Source organism: Ferroacidibacillus organovorans (assembly GCF_001642725.1).
Taxonomy (GTDB): domain Bacteria; phylum Bacillota; class Bacilli; order Alicyclobacillales; family SLC66; genus Ferroacidibacillus; species Ferroacidibacillus organovorans.
Genome location: NZ_LSUQ01000007.1, coordinates 12,618 through 35,526, shown reverse-complemented (window position 1 = coordinate 35,526; position 22,909 = coordinate 12,618). Strand labels below are relative to the sequence as shown.

The following is a 22,909-nucleotide window of genomic DNA, read 5'->3' as shown; positions in this document are numbered from 1 at the left end:
CTTACGACAGGATCGATCGCCTCTATTGTACTCTATGAAACGAGTCAGAGAAAGTCAGGCACTGACGTTTCCTTCAAGCCAGAGGTTGGTAGCGAACACCAAAGTTCCCCTTTCTCGTCCGATAAATTTGCACTAAAGGTTTGCGATATCCTCGTAAAACCTGATCATCACGCACGCACATCGCCACGTAATTCGCCACGGATCGCGAATCATAAAGCCGTGCCTCATATACCCACGTCATGCGCACCCTCCTCACACGATCCATTTTACTCTTAGGGATAGCGTACCCTTAAGGTGTGAGCTCATGTATCACAGAGTAAAAAATGCTCTTTGCCGCTTTATTTGGAGAATCACTTTATAGTGGCGTTATGATACATCAAGCGCTACGTGGTAACCGGCGAATTTTTTGACATTCAAAACACCGTCACTAAAAAGAAGGTATTGCCCACGTACGCCGATGAGATCGGATGTTACCTCTTCTTTTTCAATGTTCTTAGAGACCGCCTTGATGGTTACATCAGGTAAGACAGGGTAGTTAAACCGCTTTAATACATGTTGATCTAAGAGATAAGACTGAAACGATTCCGACACATTCCCTGCTACCTTCTCTGCCAATTGCAAAAGATCAACCTCTTCATGAACCCCTCTGACCATTTTTCTCCAGTCTGTCTTGTCAGGCATATTCTGTGCAATTTCGACTTCCATTTCTCCTGAACGCATTCGCGTCGGTGTTCGCGCAATCGCAACCGCCTGAACAGCGCCCTGATCAACCCATCTCTGCAGTTCGCGTCCCATTCGCGTGATTCCTACTTTTGCTTGGCTGCTCAAGGAGAGATACACCGTGTGCGGAATCATACAATGCGTCTGCGCGAATGACTCATCTCGGCACGTCCCCTGAGCAAAATGGCATTGATGCGGTTTTACAATGCACAAATCCGTTTCAGCAAGTGTAGTGACACATGGGAAGCAATACCCGTTTTGAAACAGTTTCTTTACGGCGCGCCCACACGCAATACAGTGCCGCTCTCCCAAAAATCGAATGTGGATGCGGCGACCAATCCAAGCGTTGACCGACGCAGTCTCTTCTCCTAATTGCAAGGAATACTGAACCTCATCGTCGTTTACGCTGTGGTTCAGTTGTTTGATGTAACCATTCATTTAAACCGCCCCTTCACAAATTTTATGAGCTACGAAATGGTCAGCCGTGAATGAAGCATACTACGTCAAAGGAGTGATCCACGTTGTTGGTCATCGCAGGATTATTGCCAGCGCTCGCATTTCTCTTTATTCTTTATCGCTTGGATCGACACCGCGAACCGCCGGGGCTTGTCTTTCGATTTTTTCTTGTCGGTGCGGTCGTCGTCTTGCCTGCCGGAATCGCAGAACGCACCCTTCTCGATCTGTACAGTCTGACGCCTGATCCACAACAAGGGTTCATTTATACAATGATCTCCGCTTTTTTTGTGGCCGGAGTCGTCGAAGAAGGACTAAAAGCGCTCTGTTTTTTGCGCCTTGTCGACCGCAAACCCTTTTTTGAGGAACCGTATGACGGAATTGTGTATGCAGGTGCGATTGGCCTCGGCTTCGCTGCCGTTGAAAACGTGCTCTATGTCACGAGTTCTGGAATTGACACCGCGTTTGTCCGCGCTTTTACGGCAGTCCCCGCGCACGCAGTGTTTGCAGTCATCATGGGCTCACGTTTTGCGCGCGCACGTTTCTTTGGCGCAAGTCGCTGGCCTGCTTTTGCCATCCCCGCGCTTTTGCATGGATTTTACGATGCGTTCGCCATGTCGCAGGGCTACGTTTGGAACCTAGCGCTCGCTTTTTACCTCATGGTCATTGTGGCGTACGCGATGCACGAACTGCGGATTGAGAAACAACGCGAGCTTCACTATCGAAGATCGTGACCGTGCGCGCCAAAAGGTTGAGGTACATCTGGCAAACCTTCAAAAAGGAAAAGCGTTCCATCTGTTGTGCGATAAATGTTCATGGCAATCGACTCATCCATCATCAGAAGCTGAAAGAGGTTCATATCCGTTTTGAAGTATGGACTCATATGTTCATCCTGCAAAGCGAGCGAAAGAACGCGATTGCGCTCAAGCAATGGAATCTCAAAGCCTGCGATGACAGGGAAATCCATGACGACGACGTCTTTTAACTGCGATTCGGGATTGAGTTTTTTTACCCACTCAAAGAGTTGTTTGGCTGGCTTTGCTTTTCGACTCGGGTCAAGAATCAGACCGTATTTCATCGCTCTCTCCTCTTTCAACGCAAAATTCCTACGCGAAACGGACATGCCGTAAGGTCATGTCCGTTTCGCGTTCCGAACCACGAGGATACGTTTCCTTGGTAAACCAACCGGATTTGAAAACGTAAACTCATGCAAAGCACTGTTGTTTCGCGCTCTCTGATCAGTATACAAGATATCACGACTCTTGGGGCACGTAAATCATCGCTCTGGGAATTATTTCTCAGAAGAAACGATTCTTGGATGTCTGACGCTTCGAGACACGTGTTTTAAGCATGCCCAACTCGCTTTAACACGTACTCTGCAAGCAATCTGGCGCCATAGCCTGTCGCTCCATGTGGACGATATCCGGCTGTTTTTTCTGACTCCATCGGGCCCGCCATGTCGATATGTGCCCACGCTTGATCGTCTGCGACAAATTGCTTTAGAAACAGTGCCGCGACAATCGCTCCACCCTGCCCTTTACCAATGTTCGAAAGATCTGCATAAACGCTCTTCAATTGCTCGCGATAACTCTCCGGGAGAGGCATTTGCCAAACATAATCGCCAGACCGAAGCCCTGCCTCTTTTACGCCTGAAACGATGTCGTCGCCGCCAAAGACTGCCGCATAGCGCGAGCCCAGCGCAGCCGCCGCAGATCCTGTGAGCGTTGCAATATCGAGCACTTCACTCGCATGTAATTCTTGTGCACGGATGAGCGCGTCCGCCAAAATAAGTCGCCCCTCTGCATCCGTATTTGCGACTTGAACAGATGTGCCGTTTCGATATTGAATCAATTCACCCGGAAGCATCGAGCCCGCGTCAGGTATGTTTTCCGTCGCCGCGATCAATCCGACAACATTGCACGGTAGATCAAGCTGGATGAGAATATCAAGCGCGCCAATCACGGCGCCTGCCCCGCCCATATCCATTCGCATATTGGAGATGTCTCGCCCCCCTTTGAGCGAAATTCCTCCTGTATCAAAGGTCACGCCTTTTCCTACGAGCGCAATCAGCGGTCGCGTGGGGTCGGTTGCATAGGTGACTTGAATAAATCGCGGGGGGTATTCACTCCCTTTTCCGACTGCGATCAGACCGTTCATCTGCTGATCGATCAGTTGCTGGCCAGCTAGTACTGTGACTTCCGCTTTGCTTCCTCTGAAATGATGTGTGACAAACTCGGCTAAGGTAGCCGGTCGCAGGCGATTGGGTGGTTCATTGACCAAATCGCGCGCAAGCATCGTTCCCCGCACAAAGGCGAGCGCGCGCGCAAGCGTTGCAACATGACGTTCATCCGCCATTAGCGTCACTGTTTTTACGAGGTGCGTGTCTTTCTTGGATTGGTAACGGTCAAAACGATACGCGCCAAGCGCCACCCCTTCGACCAGACAATGGATCTCCCGCTCTGCCTCCAAGAGATGGGGTAGTCCGATCGACACATCTTCCCACTCTTCTTTGGCAGCCGCGCGAATCGCCAGTCCTGCGGCATCGCGCAGCGTTTCTTCATCCACCGTTGAAGGATCGCCAAGCCCAACGGTGATCAGCGATGCATCACGTTCGTGAAATAAGGAGATGTTGTGGCGTGTGCTGTGACGTTTCGCGACGCCGCGAGCTGATAAAGATGAAAAGGAATTTGTATGAATCAGTTCGATATGGCAGGCCGCTGGCTGTGCGCTGTGCCCCGATAGGTGAATATTCAACTTGGCTGACTCCCTCTCGCGTTTCCCGCGCTGTACATGCCCTAGGTATAGTATACTTCAAGGTGTGGAGAAATGAGCAATTCATTTCCACTTCATTACAAAAGTCAAACTCCGGAGTGAACGACTGTGAGAAATGCCCGCACCCTCCTTGAACGCACGGTACTTTCAAAATCGATTGAAGGCGAGTTAAGAACATTTGACATTGACCTTCACGAAACTGATGCAGGATATGTGATGTATGTGTACGACCCCGAGGAAGCCTTTGAGACTGGCACATTCACATTTACCGGGTATGAATCCGCCAAAGCAGCGTTTGACGGATGTGTCGAAATTTTGATGCGAGAAGAGGTCCGAGACACCGATACGCCTTTTGACTTTGCAGAAAGAGTGCTTGAAAAAATCACACTGCAAACAGGTGTTACACCAACGTAACGCACTCATCGTCCAATTCTCTCGCCTGAAAAAGGATAGGCACGAGCTGTTCTGCCGTTTCGTTGATCTGCCAAATCGGAACGTGTCGACTGCGTAGAATGGCCAGCAGTTTGACGAGGGGAGACATTTCCAGTCGTGTTCCAACGACTAATGCAGCACTGCACGTCGAAGCGAGGCAAACCGCTTTCCAAAGATCGTAAACGGCTTCCCCCTCGAGAACGACATCTGGCCACAATGCGCCGTGACATCGCATGCACTGCCAAGTACTTGCTGTCATTTGAAAGACAGGCAAACGGTATCCGCACGTTCTGCAACGGACCGCGTGAAGGTTGCCGTGCAGTTCGATGACGTTTTTGTTTCCTGCGCGACGATCGAGTCCATCAATGTTCTGCGTGATGACATGAACACCGTGGCGGGCAAGTGTGCGATGTGCCGCGTTAGGTTCTGCGTGTAAAAATTCTGTTGTCATTTTACGATAATATCGTTCAAACTCATTTTGGTGACGTTGGGCGTGCTCAAGGCTAAACAAATGTTCGAGTCGGATGCCATAAAACTCACTCGACATCACAGGCAGTCCGCTCGCGCGACTGATGCCGGCTCCTGTAATGGCAAGAATTCGCGTTGCTTTTTTAAGGAAATCCTGAACGTGGCGAACGTTGTATTCCATTGGAGTGACTCCTTTTGCGCCTCCGTAGAGAGCCTCTAAATTGTGTCAATTTTACCGGGAATTCTTCGAAGGCTTGACGTTTCATCCCAAGGTGTAGTATTCTCACAAAAATCACAAACCTAAAACGTCGATGGAAATGAATCCACGGTTTTGTTCTCAGAGAGCTGACGGCTGGTGCAAGTCAGTGAACGTCCGTGGAGGTAGCCCTCCGGAGTGACCAGGTAAGGATGCCCCGTGTATCCAAACTGGTTCCGCACACCGCGTTATCGGTGGTACGACACACGTCGTAACAAGCCATGAATTTCATGGGAATCAGGGTGGCACCGCGGGTTGAAACTCGCCCCTCGCAATTGCGCAGGGGCGAGTTTTGCTTTGTTTTGAGATTCTTTTACGCCTTTATCATCAGAAAGAAAGGGGATTTTCAGATGTCGTTTCGCATTCTCGTAACTGACCCACTCTCCGAACAGGGGCTGGCGCAATTGTATGCCGCAAGCGATCTAGAGATTGTTCAAGAAATTGGTGTCAGCAAAGAAAAACTGGTGGAGATCATCGGTGACTTTGACGCATTACTGGTGCGCAGCCAGACAAAGGTTACAGAAGAGATCATCAAGGCAGGAAGCAACCTCCAGGTCATCGGACGGGCAGGTGTTGGCGTCGATAACATTGATGTGCGCGCTGCTACCAAAGCGGGCGTCCTTGTCATTAACGCGCCGGATGGAAACACCATTACGACGGCAGAGTTTACATTTGCGATGATGCTCGCCCTTGCTCGCCACATTCCGCAAGCGCACGCTAAATTAAAGGATGGCGTCTGGGATCGCAATCGTTTTGTCGGTGTCGAACTTCGCGGAAAGCATCTCTCGATACTTGGACTCGGCAGAATCGGAGCGGAAGTTGCAAAACGCGCACAAGCTTTCGGGATGCACGTCACTGCGTATGATCCATACCTCACACCAACGCGCGCTGAGAAATTGGGCATTAAAGCGGCCACATTAGAAGAAGCGATACGTACAGCTGATTTTCTAACGGTGCACACTCCACTGAGCAAAGAGACTCACCATTTGATCAGCGACGAACAATTTCACATGATGAAACCTGGTGTGCGAATTCTGAATTGCGCGAGAGGTGGCATCATCGACGAGGGAGCGCTCGCGCGTGCGCTTGAACAAGGCATTGTGGCGGGTGCCGCACTTGATGTCTACGAACAAGAACCAGCGGTGGGCCAACCCCTCTTGGCATTTCCGCAAGTGATATCAACGCCCCACCTCGGTGCATCGACGGAAGAGGCGCAAGTGAATGTCGCCGTGGATGTCGCGCAAGGTGTTGTCGACCTCCTTCACGGGCGCTCCTATCCGCACACGGTCAACCTACCCAGTTTAGCGCCAGAACAGCGTGCAATCCTTGAGCCCTTTTCGAATTTAGGAGAAGTGCTTGGAAGTTTTGCGGCACAGTTGTTTCGTGGCGGGGTACACCGCGTAACGATTCAATACGAAGGAGAACCAACGCAACACGCGACCGATCCGATCTCGCGTTCCACCCTTCGCGGCATTCTCAGCCGCTATTACCGAGAGGAAGTACATCTCATCAGTGTGGCACTCATCGCAGAAGAGATGGGTATTGAAGTGACGGAAACGAAGCTTCCACCCCACGGAGGTTACACCAATGTCATCCGTGTCACGCTGACAGGCGCGAATGAAGAAGTAACCGTTGCTGGTACTGTGCTCAAAGGTCACGGTATGCGGATCATCCAGATCGATCATTATCCCGTAGATATCACGCCGAGTTCTGCCATGCTTATGACCTGGCATCGCGATCGTCCTGGAATCATCGGTCGCGTGGGAAGTGTTCTCGGACTCGCCGGGATTAACATTGCATCGATGCAAGTCGGGCGTGCGATCGAAGGCGGAGAAGCGCTCATGTTGATGGCCGTCGACCGCTCTGTCTCTGATGAGAGTGTACAGGCGATACGCGACGCGGCAGACATGGAGCGGGTCGCCTATATCGAACTGCCAATTGCCTGATGAATTGAACAGAGGATGGTTTACACATTAACACTAGAATGACGTGCTGTGTCTATGCGCGTCATTCTTTTGCGAATGCGTGATGCTCATCAGGCGCATCACGGAGTGTGTTCAATTGCAATGCGTTTTGCGAACTCATAAAAGTACTGAAGGGAATTTGGATTCGCCATGGAATCCGGATTTGCTGCGCTCGTGCCATTCATACCCAATAGAATTTTTCGAATAGGCACCTCCATTTTTTTACCGCTGAGCGTGCGAGGCACGTCATGAATCACGTACATTTCATCAGGTACGTGACGCGGCGACACATCGCGTTTTAATTTTTCACGTATCTGAAGTTTTAGTTGATCCGTCAATGCACTACCTTGACGCAAGACAAGAAAGAGCGCTAAAAAGGACGGTCGTCCTAACATTTCTAGATCAATGACCAAACTATCGACCACTTCGTCGAACGCTTCGATGACTTGGTAAAGTTCACTTGTTCCCATGCGAATTCCGTTGCGGTTGATCGTTGAGTCAGAGCGCCCATAGATAACGCAGCTTCCGCGCTCTGTGATCTTTATCCAGTCTCCATGTCGCCACACGCCTGGATATTGATCAAAATAGCTCTCTTTATAGCGTTTGAACTCAGGGTCTTTAAAAAATGAAATCGGCATCGATGGCATTGGCGAAGTAATGACCAACTCCCCGACCTCATTGATGATCGATTCTCCCATTTCATTGAAGGCGTGAATATCGGCGCCAAGCGCGCGACAACTGATCTCCCCTGCGCAGATCGGCAAAAGGACCGAACCTGTGACAAACGCTGTGCACACATCCGTTCCGCCACTCGTAGAAACCACCATCACATCTTTTTTGACAGCGTCATACACGTAAACGAACAGATCAGGCGTGAGCGGTGAGCCCGTCGATCCGATCATTCGCAATGAGGATAAATCATAATGCTCGCTTGGGCGTAACCCTTGTTTTTTACACGTTGCGAGATAGGCGGCGCTCGCGCCAAAAACTGTCACTAAAGTATTCTGAGCCAATTCCCATAATGTATAGGGGTGCGGATGAACCGGGCTGCCGTCATAGAGAATGATTTCAGCGCCAACCAGCAATCCGCCGATCAAGTAGTTCCACATCATCCAGCCTGTCGTTGAATACCAAAAAAAACGATTCCCGGGATGCAGATCGACGTGGAGCTTCATTGATTTGACGTGCTCAAGGACGATCCCACCGTGACTCTGGACAATCGGTTTCGGCAATCCGGTCGTGCCCGAGGTGTAAAGAATCCACAGCGGGTGATTGAAGGGTACCTGCAGAGGTTCTAGTGCCGCGGCGCGACGAATCGCTTCACGATAAGAAACAGTATTTTTTTGGAAGTGATCGACTGAAACCGTTTCTGATCGATACGGAATAAGAATGGTGAGTTTTAACGATGGCAGTTGCTCTTGCAAAGAAGACACCATTTGCAGGCGGTCATAGTCCCTCCCCTGATAACGATACCCGTCGACTGCAATCAAAACAACCGGTTCAATTTGTGAAAACCGATCCATCACGCTTGCTGTTCCAAAGTCAGGGGAGCAACTCGACCAAATCGCTCCAAGGCTGGCCGTCGCCAAGAAGGCCACGAGCGTTTCCGCGATGTTTGGCGCGTAAGCGGCAACGCGATCTCCCTCTTTGACACCCCATTGCTTCAGATAAGATGCAAATGCGCCCACCTGCATTTTTAAATCACCGTAGGTCAAGGAATTCAGCGGTCGATTTTCGGATTGATGCCATACGGCGATTGAAGATTCATCTCGTTGATGAAAAACCTGATTCACATAATTGATCGTCGCATCTGGATAAAATTGCGCTCCTGGCATCTCTTTTGACTTCAAACAAGGCGACAGCGATTTTCGCTTCATTTGGATTTCTGCATAGTCAACGATAGAATCCCAAAACGCTTCCAGAGATTGAACTGACCATTCATGAAGTGAAACGTAATCTGAGAAATGAAGTCCGCGCGTATGCTGCAACCATTGCATATAATTAGAGATTAAAGATTGATCTTTCTCATACTGACTCGCTTCATACATTGGCGTACCTTCTATTACCTTTTCCACCCGTGTCGCCCCCCGCGATGCCACATCTTCTCAAGTGAAATTGTAAAGCGTTTTCAATGGAATGCCAAGGGCATTTTCATATCTGATCAAATTCTAAAGTAAATATAGATTCATTAAGATTCTATGCATGCTTATACTCTATATTATAATATTTTTAACTAACTTTATGTTGCAACTTACACATATGTGGAATATAGTTTACTCATGAACATACATCCTCTAGGATTAGGAGTGATAGATTTGGAAAAATTGGGGTACAAAATTCGCTTGCTGCGCCATAAGCGAGCACTCACGCAACAAGAAATTGCTTACCGTACTGGAATCTCAACACCGCATATCTCTTCCATTGAACGTGGCGAGAGACAACCTTCTCTCGAGTATGCGATCCGCATTGCCGAAGCACTCGGTGTTCCCGTCGGTTATTTTGCAGATAACGCAGAAGTTTCAACACTACCTGACGCCGAGAGTTATCAGGGTATCGTCGATATGCCAGGCTATTTGCAATCGTTCATTACACGTGAGAGTGCACAACCGTATCTTGCCATGGCCCATCGCGTCAGCCGACTCGACGAAACCGATTATAATATGATTTGTGCGATGATCGAAATTATGGCCCAAAGAAAGCGTCTCAAGAATTTTACAGATATTGAAATTTAAGATAGAGAAAGGCAGACCAATCTTTGCGAAAGGTCTGCCCTCTTGTTAAAAAACATTACCCTAATGTGGCCATGGTTCTCTGTCTCTTTGAAAACGTCACCAGCTCTTGATAACCCGTCTGTCTTGCAAATGCGATGGCCCGATCATAGTCGGCGCCTACATCCTCCGGTCTGTGGGCGTCTGAATTGATTAAAATAGGTACATTCGCCTGAAAACATGCGTGGAGCAAACCCGGAGCGGGATATAGTTTACCGACTGGTTTGCGCAATCCTGCCGTTGAAATCTCCACCACTGCATGATGTTTTGAAAATGTTTCAGCCAAACGTTTATACCAGTCATCCAAAAATGCGATGTCGTCAGGTTCGTAACCGAACACCTTAATGACGTCTGCGTGTCCTACAAAATCAAACAACTCGGTTTTGACCATACGCGTCAAGATATTGAAATACGTATTATAGGTTTCTTTCAGATCGCAGTTTTCCCAACGTTGTTTCATTTCAAGCAGATCAAAACCAAAATCGTCGAGCCAATGCACAGAACCAATCACATAGTCAAATGGATATGATTGAATAAATGCAGCGAGTGCATCTTCAGTGCCAGGAATATAATCCAGTTCTAATCCAAACTTTACCTGATGCCCGGCTCTTCGCGCCGCCATCACCATCTCCATGTACTCGTCCAAATCTTCCGTTCGCCGCTCACGCGTCCAGGGATTGTCAAACAAATGCGCCGTTTGATGAAAACGATAACCGTGTTCAGATACACCATACTCTTGAATACCACGTGTTTTGGCTACATCAAGAAACTTTTCCAGCCAGGAAACTGTATAAGGCCCGCGTTCTGTATGGGTATGATAATCCGTTAACATGATGCATACTCTCCACTCTTTTTGAGTTCTCTAGTCTACTTTCAGCGGTTTAAGCAAAAGGTGATGAATGCATCATACGATGATGTTCAATTTTAATGCAATGATCAGAAATGATTTCGACGCCATGCGCACGCGCATACGCTTCTGCTACTTGATGCACGACACCCAGTTGGAGCCATATCCGTGTAACTCCTATCGCAATCGCTTCATGTACGATCGCGGGAACTGCGTCTGCCCGACGAAAAACATCCACGAGATCAATTTTTTTAGGGATATCGCTCAATGACGCGTATGCTTTACGAGACAGAACGGAAGAAACGGTAGGATTAACAGGGAATATCTCGTACCCCTGCTGAAGTAGGTATGACGCCACCCGATAGCTGTCGCGATCTGGATTGTCGGATAGACCAACCACTGCAATGGTTCGAATCGTCGAAAAATGTGATTTCCATTTCACATCATCCATTCTAGCGCCTCCCTTACCACTGAAATTTCACACCATATTTACCGCGCTTGGTTTTGTACACATACACGTAGCGCGGCATTCGTTTTGCGTAGTGAAATCCTTCTTCACGTATTCGTGTCGCGAGGCAACCCGCCTGAAACTCAGAGGTGTAGAGTTTCCCTGTGTAGACCCAAGACACTTCACCGCCTCCTTTTCACTAAAAGTCTTTTATTCATGATTCACGAACCACTCTATGCTATTTCTAATCCGTTTCTTTTTGACACAGCGAAAAACTGATTGGTATTACGACAGAAAACGTTGTCCCTATGCCCACTTGACTCTCCACTCCGATTTCCCCGCCGTGAGCGCGAATGAGATTCTGAGTGATCGCCAGACCCAACCCTGTTCCGCCGCGTGAGCGCGTGCGCGCCTTATCTGCTTTATAAAAACGCTCAAACACAAAAGGGACATCTTCTTGTGGTATTCCTTCTCCAGTATCTCGCACACGTAAAATGAGGTGTGATTCATTCCGCGTAACTTGTAGAGAAACCCCCCCTTCTCTCGTATGGCGCAGCGCGTTATCAACGAGATTGGTCAAGACTTGCTCAATGCGATCTACATCTGCACAAACGATGATCGAGTTCAACTCGGTTTCAAGTTTAAGCGACAATCCGCGTTCAGCGTAGATGTTAAAATATTTGCGAGCCACCCTGCGCAAAACGACGAGCATATCCATGCGTTCAAAGCGCATGGAAAAGTTCCCCGATTCCAATTGCGCCAAGTCAAGTAGTTCATTCACTAAACGTCGCATGCGAAGCGACTCATCGTAGATGATTTGAGTGATCTCAGTCCGCTGATCAGGGTCATCTCCAAAGTCATCCAGAAGTGCTTCCGCATATCCTTGAAAAAGTGCAAGCGGCGTTCTCAGTTCATGTGAAACGTTTGCGATAAAATCTTTGCGCAAGCGATCGAGCCTTCGCTCTTCCGTTACATCGCGCAAGACAGTCACAGTTCCTCGCAAGACGCTCTTTCGATCTGACTGATAAAGCGGTGTCATACTGCCAATAAAGTGTCTACCGTGCCAGAAAAATTCCCGCGTCATGCGTGATCGCGATTCAAGTGTATCACGTTGCATTTGAATTAATTCTTCAGGCAGAGCGAATGGGCGTTCTTCCGCGGAGAGTGAGCGAAGATTCCTAAGCCATTGTTCCGCTGAAGGATTCAACAATGTCAATCGTCCGTCTACATCCGCCGCCACCACGGCGTCCGTCATCGCGCCAAGAATTCCACCGATCTCTTCCTTTTCTTCTGTCAGCGCGCGAACGGTTCGCTCTAATTCTCCAGCCACATGATTGAACGTATAGCCTAGTCTTCCCACTTCGTCCTGTGTCACAACACGAACGCGCGTATCAAATTTCCCACGCGCCATTTCTTCTGCAGCGTCAATCATTTCAATGAGAGGGCGCGATAAATTCTTCGATACGACAAACGCCAACCCTGTCGTAAGAACGGTGCCCAAAATAACTGCAAACATGATGAGATCTGAAATGACCTTTGCGGGATCATCCTTTGGATCCATCATTTCAGTAATGACAAGGAATGCTTCCAGCCCATGTTGTTGATTATGAATCGGCATAACGGCATAAACCACCGTATTGGGAGATGCGTGAGGCAGCAACGCAGGTACACCAGAGTCTACATAAGGGTGCCCAGTCAGAAAATCATTTCGTTCCGTTGGCGTCAAGGCGGTCAAAAAAGCGCGCGAGCGCGCGCTTTTTTGCGGCGGCGGAACTAGATCATACTGTCCGTGCAGCGCAGTCATGATGCGCGACCCAATTTCATAGGCGAGTGTTTGATTGGGTTCGCGCTTTAACAACTCACTGATTACCATGGCTTGACTTGTCAGATCGCGGCGCTGCATCGTCATGACATAGGAGTTTAAAAATTGCTCCAGATACAAAGAAAGTATGGCTAAAACCATCAAAACAAGAACAATGATGGTTAACCATAACTTTAAAACCACACTTTGACGAATCACTACTCTGACACCTCAAATTTGTATCCTACACCCCACACCGTGTGAATATGCTGAGGCACTCGCTCAGATGCCCTCCCAAGTTTTTCGCGAAGTCGTTTGACATGCGTGTCAACAGTTCGCTGATCGCCAAAAAATTGGTAATTCCACACATCTTTAAGCAATTCTTCGCGGCTAAACACTTTTTCTGGCCGCTGTGCAAGGTAAAGGAGTAATTCAAATTCCTTTGGCGTCAATTGAATCTCCTGATTTTCAACCAACACCTTGCGCGCATCAATGTTAATAACAAGTCCTGGAAACGTGAGTAGGTGTCCTGCTGCCGCTGTCGATTCGACAAGTTGCCCACCCGTCCTCCTTAGAAGCGCCTTGACGCGCATCATCAACTCGCGCGGACTAAACGGTTTTACGACATAGTCATCCGCTCCTAGCTCAAAACCGTGCACACGATTGCTTTCATCACCCGCAGCAGTCAACATGATGATCGGCGTATCTTTATATTGACGGATTTCCGAACAAACATCGCGTCCATCCATTCCGGGTAACATGAGATCAAGAATAATCAATGAATAATCCGTTTCCAGAGCTTTGGCAAGCGCTTCCGTCCCATCTTCAGCTTCATCCACAAAAAAGAAATTTCGTTCAAGGTACATCCTCACCAATCGACGGATCCGTTCTTCATCGTCCACTACAAGAATTCGCTCTTGTCCTGTGTCCACGGCCTATCCTCCCAGAAGTTCAGCCTATAAACATTAGAGTGCCTCAACACAAACGCTGCGATATACGCGTTTTATCGTGCCTATGTATAGCTTACTCTAGGAAACATATGGCTGCAAATCAAATCAGGTTAAACGCTATTTTCAAGACGTGATTGCGAAATCACTGAGAAGTGGCAAGATGGCAAAGTCGGTACAACTGTTTGACCTCGGCATCCGTCAGTTTACGCCATGTACCTGGGCGCAACGCATTTAGTGAAAGATTTCCGTAATGAGTTCTTGTCAGATCGAGCACGGGATGCCCAACCGCTTCAAACATGCGACGCACTTGTCGGTTGCGACCTTCATGAAGAGCAAGTTCAACGACGCTTGTCTTTCCATCCGTTCCGATAAGGCGCACAACAGCAGGCGCAGTCACCTTGCCGTCAAGGTCTACACCTTCGGTCAGTTGAAGAAGATCGCGCTCTGCTAGTTCACCCGCTACCGTTGCGCGATAAACCTTCTCAATCTCGTAGGAAGGATGCATTAAACGGTGCGTGAGCGCCCCGTCGTCGGTCAACAAAAGCGCGCCTTTTGTATCATAGTCAAGGCGTCCCACGGGATAGATGCGATTCGGAATCCCTGTGATTAAATCAAGCACCGTCTTGCGTCCCTGCGGATCAGACGATGTCGTGACGACACCGCGCGGTTTATAGAGTAATACATAGACAGGCAACGTATCGCGGTGAATGGATGCGCCATCTACTTCAATCGCTTGATTCGGACGCACCTGCACGCCCAATTCTGTGACGATGACACCGTCAACGCGAACGCGACCTTGGCGAATAAGATCTTCAGCCGCTCTGCGCGAAGCAACGCCCGCGTGAGCCAGCACTTTTTGTAGACGCTGCGTTTCTCTTTGCGCATCCTGCTTTACAGCGCGAGGATTTTGAGCGCCGTGACGTGTCGAAGAATGGTTCATTCGTTATGCATGCCTCCCAACTCACTTCTGAAGTAAGTATACCGCAAGAACGGAGGCAAAGGCGCTGACCAAATCAGACAACAATCCGACTTTTACGGCGTATCTCGCATTGCGTATCCCCACACTTCCAAAATAGACGGTCAAAACATAAAGCGTTGTGTCAGAACTTCCTTGCATGACGGATGCCATGCGCCCAATCAAAGAGTCCGGACCATGCGTCTTAAAAAGGTCTGTGACAACCGCAAGAGACCCGGCACCTGAGATTGGACGAAGAAGCGCCAGCGGTAGAAGCTCACTCGGGAAATGAAGGCGTACGAGCAGCGGCTGCACAGCGTGGATGAGCAGCGTAAGCGCGCCTGATGAACGGAAAATGCTCACAGCCACCATCATAGCAATCAGTTGGGGGATTAAATTGATGGATGTCCCAAATCCCTCTTTAGCGCCTTCAATGAACGTGTCAAAAAGCGGCACACGTCGCATGATTCCAATAACGAGAATCAATGCGAGCGTACTTGGCAGCATCAGGTTTGAGAGAAAGGTGAGTACATTCATGCTGCGATATCCATGGTTCTTTGCCTTTTTCGCCGCGCCCGTCTACGGTAAAAACGATCAAGAAATATGGCGGCAGACGTAGCAATCAGTGTGGCAAGCATCGTATCAACCACAATTCCTGACGGGTTTTTACTGTGAAACTCAAGCCGCAACCCAATCATCGTCGCTGGAATCAAAGTTAGACTGGCCGTGTTTAGCGCAAGCAGTGTACACATCGCATCCGATGCCGTATCCTTCTCTTGATTCAGCGATTGCAATTCGTCCATCGCCTTGAGCCCGAGTGGCGTCGCCGCATTGCCGAGTCCGAGAATGTTTGCGCTCATATTGGCGATCAGAGAACCCATTGCAGGATGGTCGACCGGAACCGATGGATAAAGCCACTTCGCAAAAGGTCGAACGACCCGCGCGACGGCTCGGATCAACCCAGACCGCTCTGCAATCTGCATCATGCCTAGCCAGAAACTAATGATGCTAATCAAACCAAACGAGACGACGACCGCATCTTTGGCTCCGTTAAAAAGTCCTTGCGTAAGTGTGTCCATGCGCCCTGTCGCTGCTGCAACGGCGATGCCAGATAGCATTAAAAAACCCCAGATAACATTCATCACGACGGATTCTCCCCTCCCAAGGACACCCGAAAACGTGAAGCGGTTTGGAATTATGAGCGATGAAACAGGCCGCGAAGCCACCCGATGAATCCAGAACCTTTCACATCATTGTCAGTCTTAAGCACGGCAGACCCAATTCGTTTGCCGTGAAACACATAATCGACCGTTCCCGCAACCTGATTTTTTAGGATAGGTGCACTGAGCGAGCGTACAGCATGCACAACGACGCGCACGTCACGCTGTTCATCCTGTTTTAATGGATAGATGGCATGACCAACCGCGCGTGCCCCAACGGTTGCGGTTACGCCGTATCGGACAGGAATCTTCACCGTTTGTGCAAAACGTTCCACAAGTGGTTTGCGCTCGAATGCTGTGAGTCCGTATCGCAAGAGACGCATTGAATCAACCCAGTCATTTCCGTCGCGCAAAACAATGAGTGCAACTTGATGACCATCTTTTGTCATGGAGGAGGCTAGACAGCGACCAGCCTTTTTCGTGTACCCCGTCTTGACACCATCCGCTTCAGACATGAATAGAAGTTTATTTTTGTTCTTCATTTTTCGATCCCATGGTTGGTTGGGCCATGGCATCGAATAATATTTCGTTCTCACAATCTCGCGAAACATAGGATTGTGAAGTGCGGCAGCCGTCAATAAAGCCATGTCATTTGCGGTTGAGTAGTGTTCAGGGTGATCTAACCCGTTGGGATTGACAAAATGACTGTGTTGCGCCCCTACCTTTCGTGCGTCCGCATTCATCATCGACGCAAACCGAGCAACCGATCCGGCAACGCCTTCTGCGATTGCAACAGCAGAGTCATTTCCGCTTCGCAACATCAAAGCGTACGTGAGATTGCGGATCGTCTGCTTTTCTCCTTCGGCGAGATAGACGGATGAACCTTCTTGACGCACTGCGTTTCGCGAAACGGTTACCGTTTGATTGAATTTTGGTGAACGCACCGCAATCCAGGCCGTAATGATTTTTGTTAAACTGGCGATTCTCATTCTGCGATCGCCTAATTTCTCGTAAAGAATTCGTCCGGAATCTACATCGATCAAGGCGGCCGTCTCAGCGCTGTTTTCCGTCCCCGGTTGAACTTGCTGCATGCGTTGAACATGCCTTTTCATCCGTTTTGCATCCGCGTGCTGATCAAATGGTGCGTTTGTAAAGACAGACGCTGACGTGCAAACAAGGATGACAAGCAGCGCAACCCGTTTACACATTACTCTATGAGTTGACTTGTCCAAGTAGACACACCTCTAACGGAAATCAACTTATCCCGAGCGCTTTGCATCATCCTTCAGTCTCCTTTACAGCGCGACTCTCGCGACGCGAAACCGCGTACGCTTCAAGCCGATCCAGCATTTGCGGCGCAAGATCGATCAACCGATCATACAACTGATTGCCAGGTTCCGCAGAAAGTAGTTTGACCTGACCATTGCCAACGATCAAAAAACCCATCGGCTGAATCGAGACGCCACCACCTGCACCGCCCCCAAACGGCTGCTGGGCGTCACTCACGACAGCCGATTCCCTTCGCGTGCGTATTTGGCTGCCTCCAGCGGCAAAGCCAAATCCGACGCGACTGACAGGAAGAATCACACTGCCGTCAGGAGTTTCTACTGGATCCCCGATGATTGTATTCACATCAACCATGGTTTTTAAGTTTTCCATTGCCGTTTGCATGAGGGATTGAATCGGATGTTCGGACACGTGAGATCCCTTCTTTCACCAGAGAGACTAAACGAACAACTACCACGATAGCTTGACCGAGTGTCACACCGACTATACAAGTGATCTCACTCTCAAGCGTTAACTGTTCATACAGAGGCGTGATTTCCAGGGTGATTTCGTTTGTGAAGCAAATCATTCTTGAAAGAATTCCTAAAATTCCACTCTTTAAAATCCAAAACCCGCCGACTGCGGTGGCCGTCTCTGCAGCGTTTGGTAGACCGACAGCCGATTCCCACGTAAAGTATGTAACGCAAAGCGGCCGTATCGCCTTTTTTAGACGAGGCAAAGTATCTTCCAGAATATCAATCATTTCTGTAACATCATGAAGTTTATCGAGAATCTCTTCATAGCCAATCGGTTTGTGCTCTTTAAAAGGAAACTTATCCGCGGGCGAGGTGGATGCCGGAACCCTGCGCTTTGATTTGCGGCGCTTGAAGGGTGGCAGTTTCAGACGGATGCCCGCAAGGACGACGCTGACACGCACATGCGTGTGACGCATTTGGAGCGCCGCGCTCACCTCAATACGAACAGGTAAAAGGAGAAGTAAAAGAATGAGTAGCAACGTAAAAAAGAACCAAAGCAAAATGGGGTCACCTACCACTGAACGGAATCTAATCTCATCCCGTCCAAAAACATCCGCGATGTTCAGGTAAGTTTGTCCAGAACGCTTGGTCCCTATTCTTCTTTCGCTATTGCTGTTTCGTCAAGTAACCCGTCCGCAATCTCTAAAGGAGGAAGTTGATCAGGTGAAGAAATCCCAAAATGATCAAGGAAAAGGCGGGTTGTCCCATACAAATAGGGTCGTCCAGGTCCCTCCGCTCTTCCCATTTCTTCGATCAGCCCGCGCGCGAGTAGCGTTCCGATTGCGCGCTCACTCTTGACACCGCGAAGCGCTTCAATCATGGTGCGCGTAAGCGGCTGACGATAAGCAATGATGGCGAGCGTTTCTAGTGCAGCCTGCGACAGACCCGGATGCGACGGTGTCTCGGCAAGGCGGGTCAGATAAGGAGAAACCGCTTTGTGTGTGACAAGTTGCCACGTATCTGCCGTCTTTATACAGGTCAGCATGCGCATGGATTGCTCTTGTAAAACAGTGAGACGATGACACAATTCAGGCACAAGCGACTCAGAAACAAGAAGTCCTTTGGCTATCGCTTTTGCGGTCAGTCCTTCCGTTCCAGCGGCAAATAGCAAACCTTCCAAAAGGTTTAACAAGCGTACTTCCTCTTCTTTTGCGAGTTCATCCCACTGCTCTTGGGTACCGATGAATAGTCCCTGTGCAAACGATTCTTCATCATTTATTTCGTCAAAAGCGTAATCCGTTCGATCCATATCTCGGAAAAGAGTCCCTCCTGTCGACAGATAACCTGCTGATTTCGAATCAATTCGAGCAACGCTAGAAAAGACGTCACGATTTCCCGGGGATGATCGATCAGCAAAAGCGACGAAAAGGTCGCAGGCGCATCCCGCAACATGCGTAAAATTCGCTTCATACGCTCCGGAATGGTTTCCCGTTCACGAACGACGCGGACATCTCGCTCCTTTGGCATGCGCGCCATCGCCTTTTCAAATGCTGTCATCAACTGCTCGGCAGATACGCCAAGGAGCGGCGGATCACTGCGCTCCGTTCGATACGCATCCAGATTCATCGGCATCCGCCCAACGGACTGTGCTCGCTCACCTTCCATTTCTTTGAGCACGCGCGCGACTTCCTTAAACGCCCTGTATTCAAGAAGTCGCTCCGTGAGTGCGCGCTCTGACGCGATCAAATCGATCTCGTCATCTTCTTCGATCAGCACCTCTTGGCGTGGCAAAAGCGCACGCGCTTTGAGAGCGACGAGAGATGCAGCCATCACCAAGAATTCACTCGCCACTTCTAGCTGTGCGTCGAGTCGATCTTTTAACACGCGTATATACTGATCTGTGATAAGCGCAATCGGAATTTGGTAAATGTCAATCTCGTGCTTTTCAATCAGATGCCAGAGCAGATCAAGAGGCCCTTCAAACGAATCGAGCGTCACATGAATGGGGTGCTGTTCCATCAGAAATTCCTGAACCACGCATTCAAAACATACTGCGTGGTCGTGCCAATCACGGATGATCCGAGCGGACTGATCAGAAAAATGAGCAGGATAATCATCCCGAATCGTTCAAAGGACGCCGTCTTTAAATACATTTTTCGCGGCATGAGGTGATGGAGAATTTGCCATCCGTCAAGCGGCGGAATCGGAATCAGATTGAAGATGGCAAGCGCGACATTCAACTGCATCATATAGAGAAAGAGATAGAACACAAACTGACCTAATCCTGTCATATAGGCAGAACTCGTCAGCATATTGAAACTGACCAAAACAATTCCGCTAATCACGGCAAGAAAAAGGTTCATGAGTGGACCTGCGAGCGCGATAAAAATGATGCCGACTCGGACATTTCCGCGAATCCTCCGCGGATCAAAAACGACAGGGCGCGCCCATCCAAATCCGGCAAAAATGACGACGATAAACCCGATGAGATCGAGGTGAACCAGTGGGTTAAGCGTCAACCGCCCTTGCCGTTTGGCCGTATCATCCCCAACGAGAAACGCAGCCAGCGCATGTCCAAACTCGTGAAAAGAGAGTCCCACGACAAACGCAATTAGAATAAAGATCATGTTGTGACTCAAGAACAACAAGCGATTCCCTCCTCTTTCCGAATCAACCGAGCGATCTGTTCGGGGCACTATCGATCGCTTTGATTCGCGCTGGCAACATCTCCCGAAACGGGCCATAGACGCTCGAGTTCTGCGCGATTTCGGCGCGGGCACGCGCGCGAAGACGCTCAATCGATGGGATGAATGTAGGCTTTTTGACGGAATAGAGCAGAAGGTTATGCTCTGAAAAAGGAAGTATGCCAACATCAATGCGAAAGGTCGGACCAACCGCACGTAAGAGTTCGTTGCAAAGCCGGCGATAGCGTGATGCGCCTGGACCAAATGTCGTCATAATCGCGTTGATGGCAAGTACGCCACCAGGGATCAGCAGATCAGCCAACCGCTTTAAAAAGGGTTCACACAGCATCCCGCTCGGCGTATCTTCTTGATAGTAGGCGTCGAGAAAGATGAGATCATAGGACGGATACAGTCGATCAAGGCAGGCGCGCGCGTCCGCTTCGATAAGTTGTACCGCGTCGCGTGACAGGCCAAAATACTGTTCTGCAACGTGAAGGACCATTCCGTCAAGCTCAATGCCCGTCATTCTTGCCTCGGGGTGCCTCCAGTGAATATGAGTGAGTGCGGTTCCTGTGCCAACACCAATCGAGAGAAAATTTTCTACTGTGGGCACCCACGCCGTATGCAAAGAGAACGCTTGTTGGTACGGGAAATAAAGACGTTTCGGTTGATTGAGTACACACGCTCCCTGCCAGCCGGCAGATGCGTCTCCAAAACGCAAAAAACGAACATTTTGCTGTTCTCCAACACACACCGTCTGATAGGATGACTCTTGACGAAACAGGATTTTCGTCAAATCAAGCGAAACTCCTCAATAAATTTGCCATCTCAATGGCGGCGACAGCCGCATCCCAGCCTTTATTGCCCGCTTTTGTTCCTGCGCGCTCAATCGCTTGCTCAATTGTGTCGGTCGTAAGCACGCCAAAGATGATGGGCACGCCTGTCGCGAGTGAAGACGATGCGACGCCTTTTGCCGTTTCTGATGCAACATAGTCAAAATGCGGTGTAGAACCGCGAATCACCGCTCCAAGCGTCACGATCGCATCATAGCGTCCTGTTTCAGCCAGCCGTTTTGCCACGAGCGAGATTTCAAACGCGCCTGGTACAAACGCCAGGTCTACATCTGCCTCCGCAACCCCGTGTCGCGTAAACGCGTCCTGAGCGCCCGCCAGTAAGCGCAGTGAGATCAAATCATTAAAGCGTCCAACCACCACCGCCATTCGCAAACCCTGTCCAACCAGGTGACCTTCAAATTGACGTCCCATTCGTAAACCTCCGTCATTACATATTAAGTAAATGGCCTAATTTTGATTTTTTCGTCGCTAAATACTGAGCGTTATGCTGACTTGCGTCCATTTGAATGGGAACGCGTTCGACAACGCTCAACCCATATCCTGAGAGTCCGCTTATTTTACGCGGATTGTTTGTGAGCAAGCGCATCTCTCGTACGCCTAAATCCTCAAGGATCTGCGCCCCAATCCCATAATCGCGCAGATCAGGCGCAAATCCAAGCTTTTGGTTTGCCTCGACCGTATCAAACCCTTGCTCTTGAAGTTCGTACGCGCGAATTTTATTGATCAGTCCAATGCCCCTACCTTCTTGTCGCATATAGAGTAGCACGCCTGAACCTTCCTGTGCGATGGTTTCAAGCGCTGCGTGTAATTGTGGCCCACAATCACACCGATGTGATCCGAAGACATCACCCGTCAAGCACTCCGAATGCACGCGCACTAGTGTCGGATGAGTGGGGGTAACATCCCCCATCACAAGGGCGACGTGCTCCTTTTGATCCAGAGCGTTTGCATACACGTAGATTTTAAAGTCGCCATACGTTGTCGGCAACAGTGCTTCCGCCTCGCGTGTGACAAGTTTTTCTACGCGCTTTCGATACGCGATGAGATCTGCGATTGTAATCATGTGCAGACTGAATTCATTTGCGAGTTGCAACAAGTCAGGAACGCGCGCCATTGTTCCATCCTGTTTTAAAACTTCGCAGATCACGCCAGCCGGCTTTGCACCACAAAGTTGTGCGAGGTCAACCGCAGCCTCTGTGTGACCTGCCCTGCGCAAAACGCCACCTTCTTTTGCAACGAGCGGAAACAGGTGACCAGGACGGCGAAAATCTTCCGGTTTGCTCCCATCCGTGAGTAGCGCTTGAACCGTTTGCGCGCGTTCAAACGCGGAAATTCCGGTGGTCGTGCTCACATGATCCACCGAGATGGTGAAGGCTGTGCCGTGCAGATCACTATTTTTCTCTACCATGGGGTGAAGGTGAAGCGCTTTTGCGTGTGACATCTCTATCGGTATACAGACGAGACCGCGGCCGTGGGTAATCATAAAATTGATGACTTCTGGCGTCGCATACTCCGCGAGCGCGACAAAATCCCCCTCATTTTCGCGATCCTCATCGTCAACCACAATAATGATTTCCCCGCGTCTAAGTGCCGCGAGCGCAGTTTCAATTGGAGAAAACATGGATCCTCCACTCC

The 22,909-nt window shown here is 49.5% G+C and carries 26 protein-coding genes; 4 read left to right on the top strand and 22 right to left on the bottom strand.

Features of this window, described 5'->3' with window-relative positions; translation table 11 throughout:
* Positions 1-366 precede the first annotated feature (366 nt).
* Positions 367-1,158 carry a DUF2797 domain-containing protein gene (locus AYW79_RS03880; RefSeq protein ID WP_067561870.1) on the bottom strand — a complete coding sequence of 264 codons (792 nt, stop codon included), beginning with the start codon at positions 1,156-1,158 and terminating at the stop codon, positions 367-369.
* An 83-nt stretch (positions 1,159-1,241) separates the two neighbouring features.
* Here AYW79_RS03880 and AYW79_RS03875 point away from each other — a divergent pair, with 83 nt between their 5' ends.
* Positions 1,242-1,907, top strand: coding sequence for a PrsW family intramembrane metalloprotease (locus tag AYW79_RS03875; RefSeq protein ID WP_067561867.1), 666 nt, complete (start codon positions 1,242-1,244; stop codon positions 1,905-1,907).
* On the opposite strand, the gene AYW79_RS03870 is transcribed toward AYW79_RS03875, so the two are convergent.
* The gene (locus AYW79_RS03870; protein WP_067561864.1) at positions 1,892-2,251 is read right to left on the bottom strand and encodes a hypothetical protein; all 360 of its coding nucleotides are present in this window, start codon (positions 2,249-2,251) and stop codon (positions 1,892-1,894) included. The two genes, AYW79_RS03875 and AYW79_RS03870, sit on opposite strands and share 16 nt — an antisense overlap.
* Before the next feature lie 266 nt (positions 2,252-2,517).
* Complete coding sequence (locus AYW79_RS03865; protein ID WP_231877828.1) at positions 2,518-3,927, bottom strand: leucyl aminopeptidase family protein; 1,410 nt, start codon at positions 3,925-3,927, stop codon at positions 2,518-2,520.
* A 126-nt stretch (positions 3,928-4,053) separates the two neighbouring features.
* Between AYW79_RS03865 and AYW79_RS03860 the strand changes: the two genes are divergently transcribed.
* The gene (locus AYW79_RS03860; protein WP_067561861.1) at positions 4,054-4,359 is read left to right on the top strand and encodes a hypothetical protein; all 306 of its coding nucleotides are present in this window, start codon (positions 4,054-4,056) and stop codon (positions 4,357-4,359) included.
* Here the strand turns inward: AYW79_RS03860 and AYW79_RS03855 are convergent.
* Positions 4,346-5,026 (bottom strand): SIR2 family NAD-dependent protein deacylase, encoded by a 681-nt coding sequence (locus AYW79_RS03855; RefSeq protein ID WP_067561859.1) that lies wholly within the window; start codon positions 5,024-5,026, stop codon positions 4,346-4,348. The two genes, AYW79_RS03860 and AYW79_RS03855, sit on opposite strands and share 14 nt — an antisense overlap.
* 425 nt (positions 5,027-5,451) lie before the next feature.
* On the opposite strand from AYW79_RS03855, the gene serA reads away from it, so the two are divergent.
* Positions 5,452-7,047 (top strand): phosphoglycerate dehydrogenase, encoded by a 1,596-nt coding sequence (gene serA / locus AYW79_RS03850; RefSeq protein ID WP_067561856.1) that lies wholly within the window; start codon positions 5,452-5,454, stop codon positions 7,045-7,047.
* Positions 7,048-7,145: 98 nt separating this feature from the next.
* Here the strand turns inward: serA and AYW79_RS03845 are convergent, their stop codons facing one another.
* Entirely contained in the window at positions 7,146-9,140 is a 1,995-nt protein-coding gene (locus AYW79_RS03845) for an acetoacetate--CoA ligase (protein WP_197460964.1), read from the bottom strand.
* A gap of 240 nt (positions 9,141-9,380) precedes the next feature.
* On the opposite strand from AYW79_RS03845, the gene AYW79_RS03840 reads away from it, so the two are divergent.
* Positions 9,381-9,797: a helix-turn-helix domain-containing protein gene (locus AYW79_RS03840; protein ID WP_067953110.1), complete on the top strand. Its 417-nt coding sequence runs from the start codon at positions 9,381-9,383 to the stop codon at positions 9,795-9,797.
* Between the two features lie 55 nt (positions 9,798-9,852).
* On the opposite strand, the gene AYW79_RS03835 is transcribed toward AYW79_RS03840, so the two are convergent.
* The 17 genes from AYW79_RS03835 to AYW79_RS03765 form a co-directional block, all read right to left on the bottom strand.
* Complete coding sequence (locus tag AYW79_RS03835; protein ID WP_067561849.1) at positions 9,853-10,665, bottom strand: histidinol-phosphatase; 813 nt, start codon at positions 10,663-10,665, stop codon at positions 9,853-9,855.
* A gap of 49 nt (positions 10,666-10,714) precedes the next feature.
* Positions 10,715-11,131: a CoA-binding protein gene (locus AYW79_RS03830; protein ID WP_067561846.1), complete on the bottom strand. Its 417-nt coding sequence runs from the start codon at positions 11,129-11,131 to the stop codon at positions 10,715-10,717.
* Positions 11,132-11,144: 13 nt separating this feature from the next.
* A complete protein-coding gene (locus tag AYW79_RS15775; protein ID WP_179123069.1) occupies positions 11,145-11,309 on the bottom strand; it encodes a hypothetical protein in 165 nt (54 codons plus the stop codon).
* Between the two features lie 63 nt (positions 11,310-11,372).
* A complete protein-coding gene (locus AYW79_RS03825) occupies positions 11,373-13,148 on the bottom strand; it encodes a sensor histidine kinase (RefSeq protein WP_067561843.1) in 1,776 nt (591 codons plus the stop codon).
* Entirely contained in the window at positions 13,148-13,795 is a 648-nt protein-coding gene (locus tag AYW79_RS03820; protein ID WP_067562032.1) for a response regulator transcription factor, read from the bottom strand. Before AYW79_RS03820 ends, AYW79_RS03825 begins: the two co-directional genes overlap by 1 nt.
* 226 nt (positions 13,796-14,021) lie before the next feature.
* Positions 14,022-14,819 (bottom strand): pseudouridine synthase, encoded by a 798-nt coding sequence (locus AYW79_RS03815; RefSeq protein ID WP_079290302.1) that lies wholly within the window; start codon positions 14,817-14,819, stop codon positions 14,022-14,024.
* 21 nt (positions 14,820-14,840) lie between these two features.
* Positions 14,841-15,371, bottom strand: coding sequence for a spore maturation protein (locus AYW79_RS03810; RefSeq protein WP_067561841.1), 531 nt, complete (start codon positions 15,369-15,371; stop codon positions 14,841-14,843).
* Entirely contained in the window at positions 15,368-15,979 is a 612-nt protein-coding gene (locus tag AYW79_RS03805; RefSeq protein ID WP_067561838.1) for a nucleoside recognition domain-containing protein, read from the bottom strand. The genes AYW79_RS03810 and AYW79_RS03805 overlap by 4 nt, the downstream gene beginning before the upstream one ends.
* Positions 15,980-16,029: 50 nt before the next feature.
* Positions 16,030-17,226 (bottom strand): D-alanyl-D-alanine carboxypeptidase family protein, encoded by a 1,197-nt coding sequence (locus tag AYW79_RS03800; protein ID WP_156481840.1) that lies wholly within the window; start codon positions 17,224-17,226, stop codon positions 16,030-16,032.
* Positions 17,227-17,272: 46 nt separating this feature from the next.
* Positions 17,273-17,692 carry a GerW family sporulation protein gene (gene ytfJ / locus AYW79_RS03795; RefSeq protein WP_079290304.1) on the bottom strand — a complete coding sequence of 140 codons (420 nt, stop codon included), beginning with the start codon at positions 17,690-17,692 and terminating at the stop codon, positions 17,273-17,275.
* Positions 17,628-18,296 (bottom strand): DUF2953 domain-containing protein, encoded by a 669-nt coding sequence (locus tag AYW79_RS15110; RefSeq protein ID WP_079290305.1) that lies wholly within the window; start codon positions 18,294-18,296, stop codon positions 17,628-17,630. The genes ytfJ and AYW79_RS15110 overlap by 65 nt, the downstream gene beginning before the upstream one ends.
* A gap of 92 nt (positions 18,297-18,388) precedes the next feature.
* Entirely contained in the window at positions 18,389-19,045 is a 657-nt protein-coding gene (scpB, locus tag AYW79_RS03790) for an SMC-Scp complex subunit ScpB (RefSeq protein WP_082864648.1), read from the bottom strand.
* Positions 19,012-19,773 (bottom strand): segregation and condensation protein A, encoded by a 762-nt coding sequence (locus tag AYW79_RS03785; RefSeq protein ID WP_197467706.1) that lies wholly within the window; start codon positions 19,771-19,773, stop codon positions 19,012-19,014. Before AYW79_RS03785 ends, scpB begins: the two co-directional genes overlap by 34 nt.
* Positions 19,755-20,384 carry a site-2 protease family protein gene (locus AYW79_RS03780; protein ID WP_067561830.1) on the bottom strand — a complete coding sequence of 210 codons (630 nt, stop codon included), beginning with the start codon at positions 20,382-20,384 and terminating at the stop codon, positions 19,755-19,757. Before AYW79_RS03780 ends, AYW79_RS03785 begins: the two co-directional genes overlap by 19 nt.
* Positions 20,385-20,406: 22 nt before the next feature.
* Positions 20,407-21,216 (bottom strand): spermidine synthase, encoded by an 810-nt coding sequence (locus AYW79_RS15770; protein WP_067561828.1) that lies wholly within the window; start codon positions 21,214-21,216, stop codon positions 20,407-20,409.
* Position 21,217: 1 nt separating this feature from the next.
* Positions 21,218-21,685 carry a 6,7-dimethyl-8-ribityllumazine synthase gene (gene ribH / locus AYW79_RS03770; RefSeq protein WP_067561825.1) on the bottom strand — a complete coding sequence of 156 codons (468 nt, stop codon included), beginning with the start codon at positions 21,683-21,685 and terminating at the stop codon, positions 21,218-21,220.
* Between the two features lie 16 nt (positions 21,686-21,701).
* Positions 21,702-22,895, bottom strand: coding sequence for a bifunctional 3,4-dihydroxy-2-butanone-4-phosphate synthase/GTP cyclohydrolase II (locus tag AYW79_RS03765; protein WP_067561822.1), 1,194 nt, complete (start codon positions 22,893-22,895; stop codon positions 21,702-21,704).
* Between the last annotated feature and the right edge of the window lie 14 nt (positions 22,896-22,909).

What these genes read in the sequence shown, in the direction of transcription:
- AYW79_RS03880 (WP_067561870.1), bottom strand. Translation starts at nt 1,158, where the DNA reads ATGAATGGTTACATCAAACAACTGAACCACAGCGTAAACGACGATGAG.
- AYW79_RS03870 (WP_067561864.1), bottom strand. Translation starts at nt 2,251, where the DNA reads ATGAAATACGGTCTGATTCTTGACCCGAGTCGAAAAGCAAAGCCAGCC.
- AYW79_RS03855 (WP_067561859.1), bottom strand. Translation starts at nt 5,026, where the DNA reads ATGGAATACAACGTTCGCCACGTTCAGGATTTCCTTAAAAAAGCAACG.
- serA (WP_067561856.1), top strand. Translation starts at nt 5,452, where the DNA reads ATGTCGTTTCGCATTCTCGTAACTGACCCACTCTCCGAACAGGGGCTG.
- AYW79_RS03835 (WP_067561849.1), bottom strand. Translation starts at nt 10,665, where the DNA reads ATGTTAACGGATTATCATACCCATACAGAACGCGGGCCTTATACAGTT.
- AYW79_RS03830 (WP_067561846.1), bottom strand. Translation starts at nt 11,131, where the DNA reads ATGGATGATGTGAAATGGAAATCACATTTTTCGACGATTCGAACCATT.
- AYW79_RS03820 (WP_067562032.1), bottom strand. Translation starts at nt 13,795, where the DNA reads ATGTACCTTGAACGAAATTTCTTTTTTGTGGATGAAGCTGAAGATGGG.
- AYW79_RS03815 (WP_079290302.1), bottom strand. Translation starts at nt 14,819, where the DNA reads ATGAACCATTCTTCGACACGTCACGGCGCTCAAAATCCTCGCGCTGTA.
- AYW79_RS03810 (WP_067561841.1), bottom strand. Translation starts at nt 15,371, where the DNA reads ATGAATGTACTCACCTTTCTCTCAAACCTGATGCTGCCAAGTACGCTC.
- scpB (WP_082864648.1), bottom strand. Translation starts at nt 19,045, where the DNA reads ATGGATCGAACGGATTACGCTTTTGACGAAATAAATGATGAAGAATCG.
- ribH (WP_067561825.1), bottom strand. Translation starts at nt 21,685, where the DNA reads ATGGGACGTCAATTTGAAGGTCACCTGGTTGGACAGGGTTTGCGAATG.
- AYW79_RS03765 (WP_067561822.1), bottom strand. Translation starts at nt 22,895, where the DNA reads ATGTTTTCTCCAATTGAAACTGCGCTCGCGGCACTTAGACGCGGGGAA.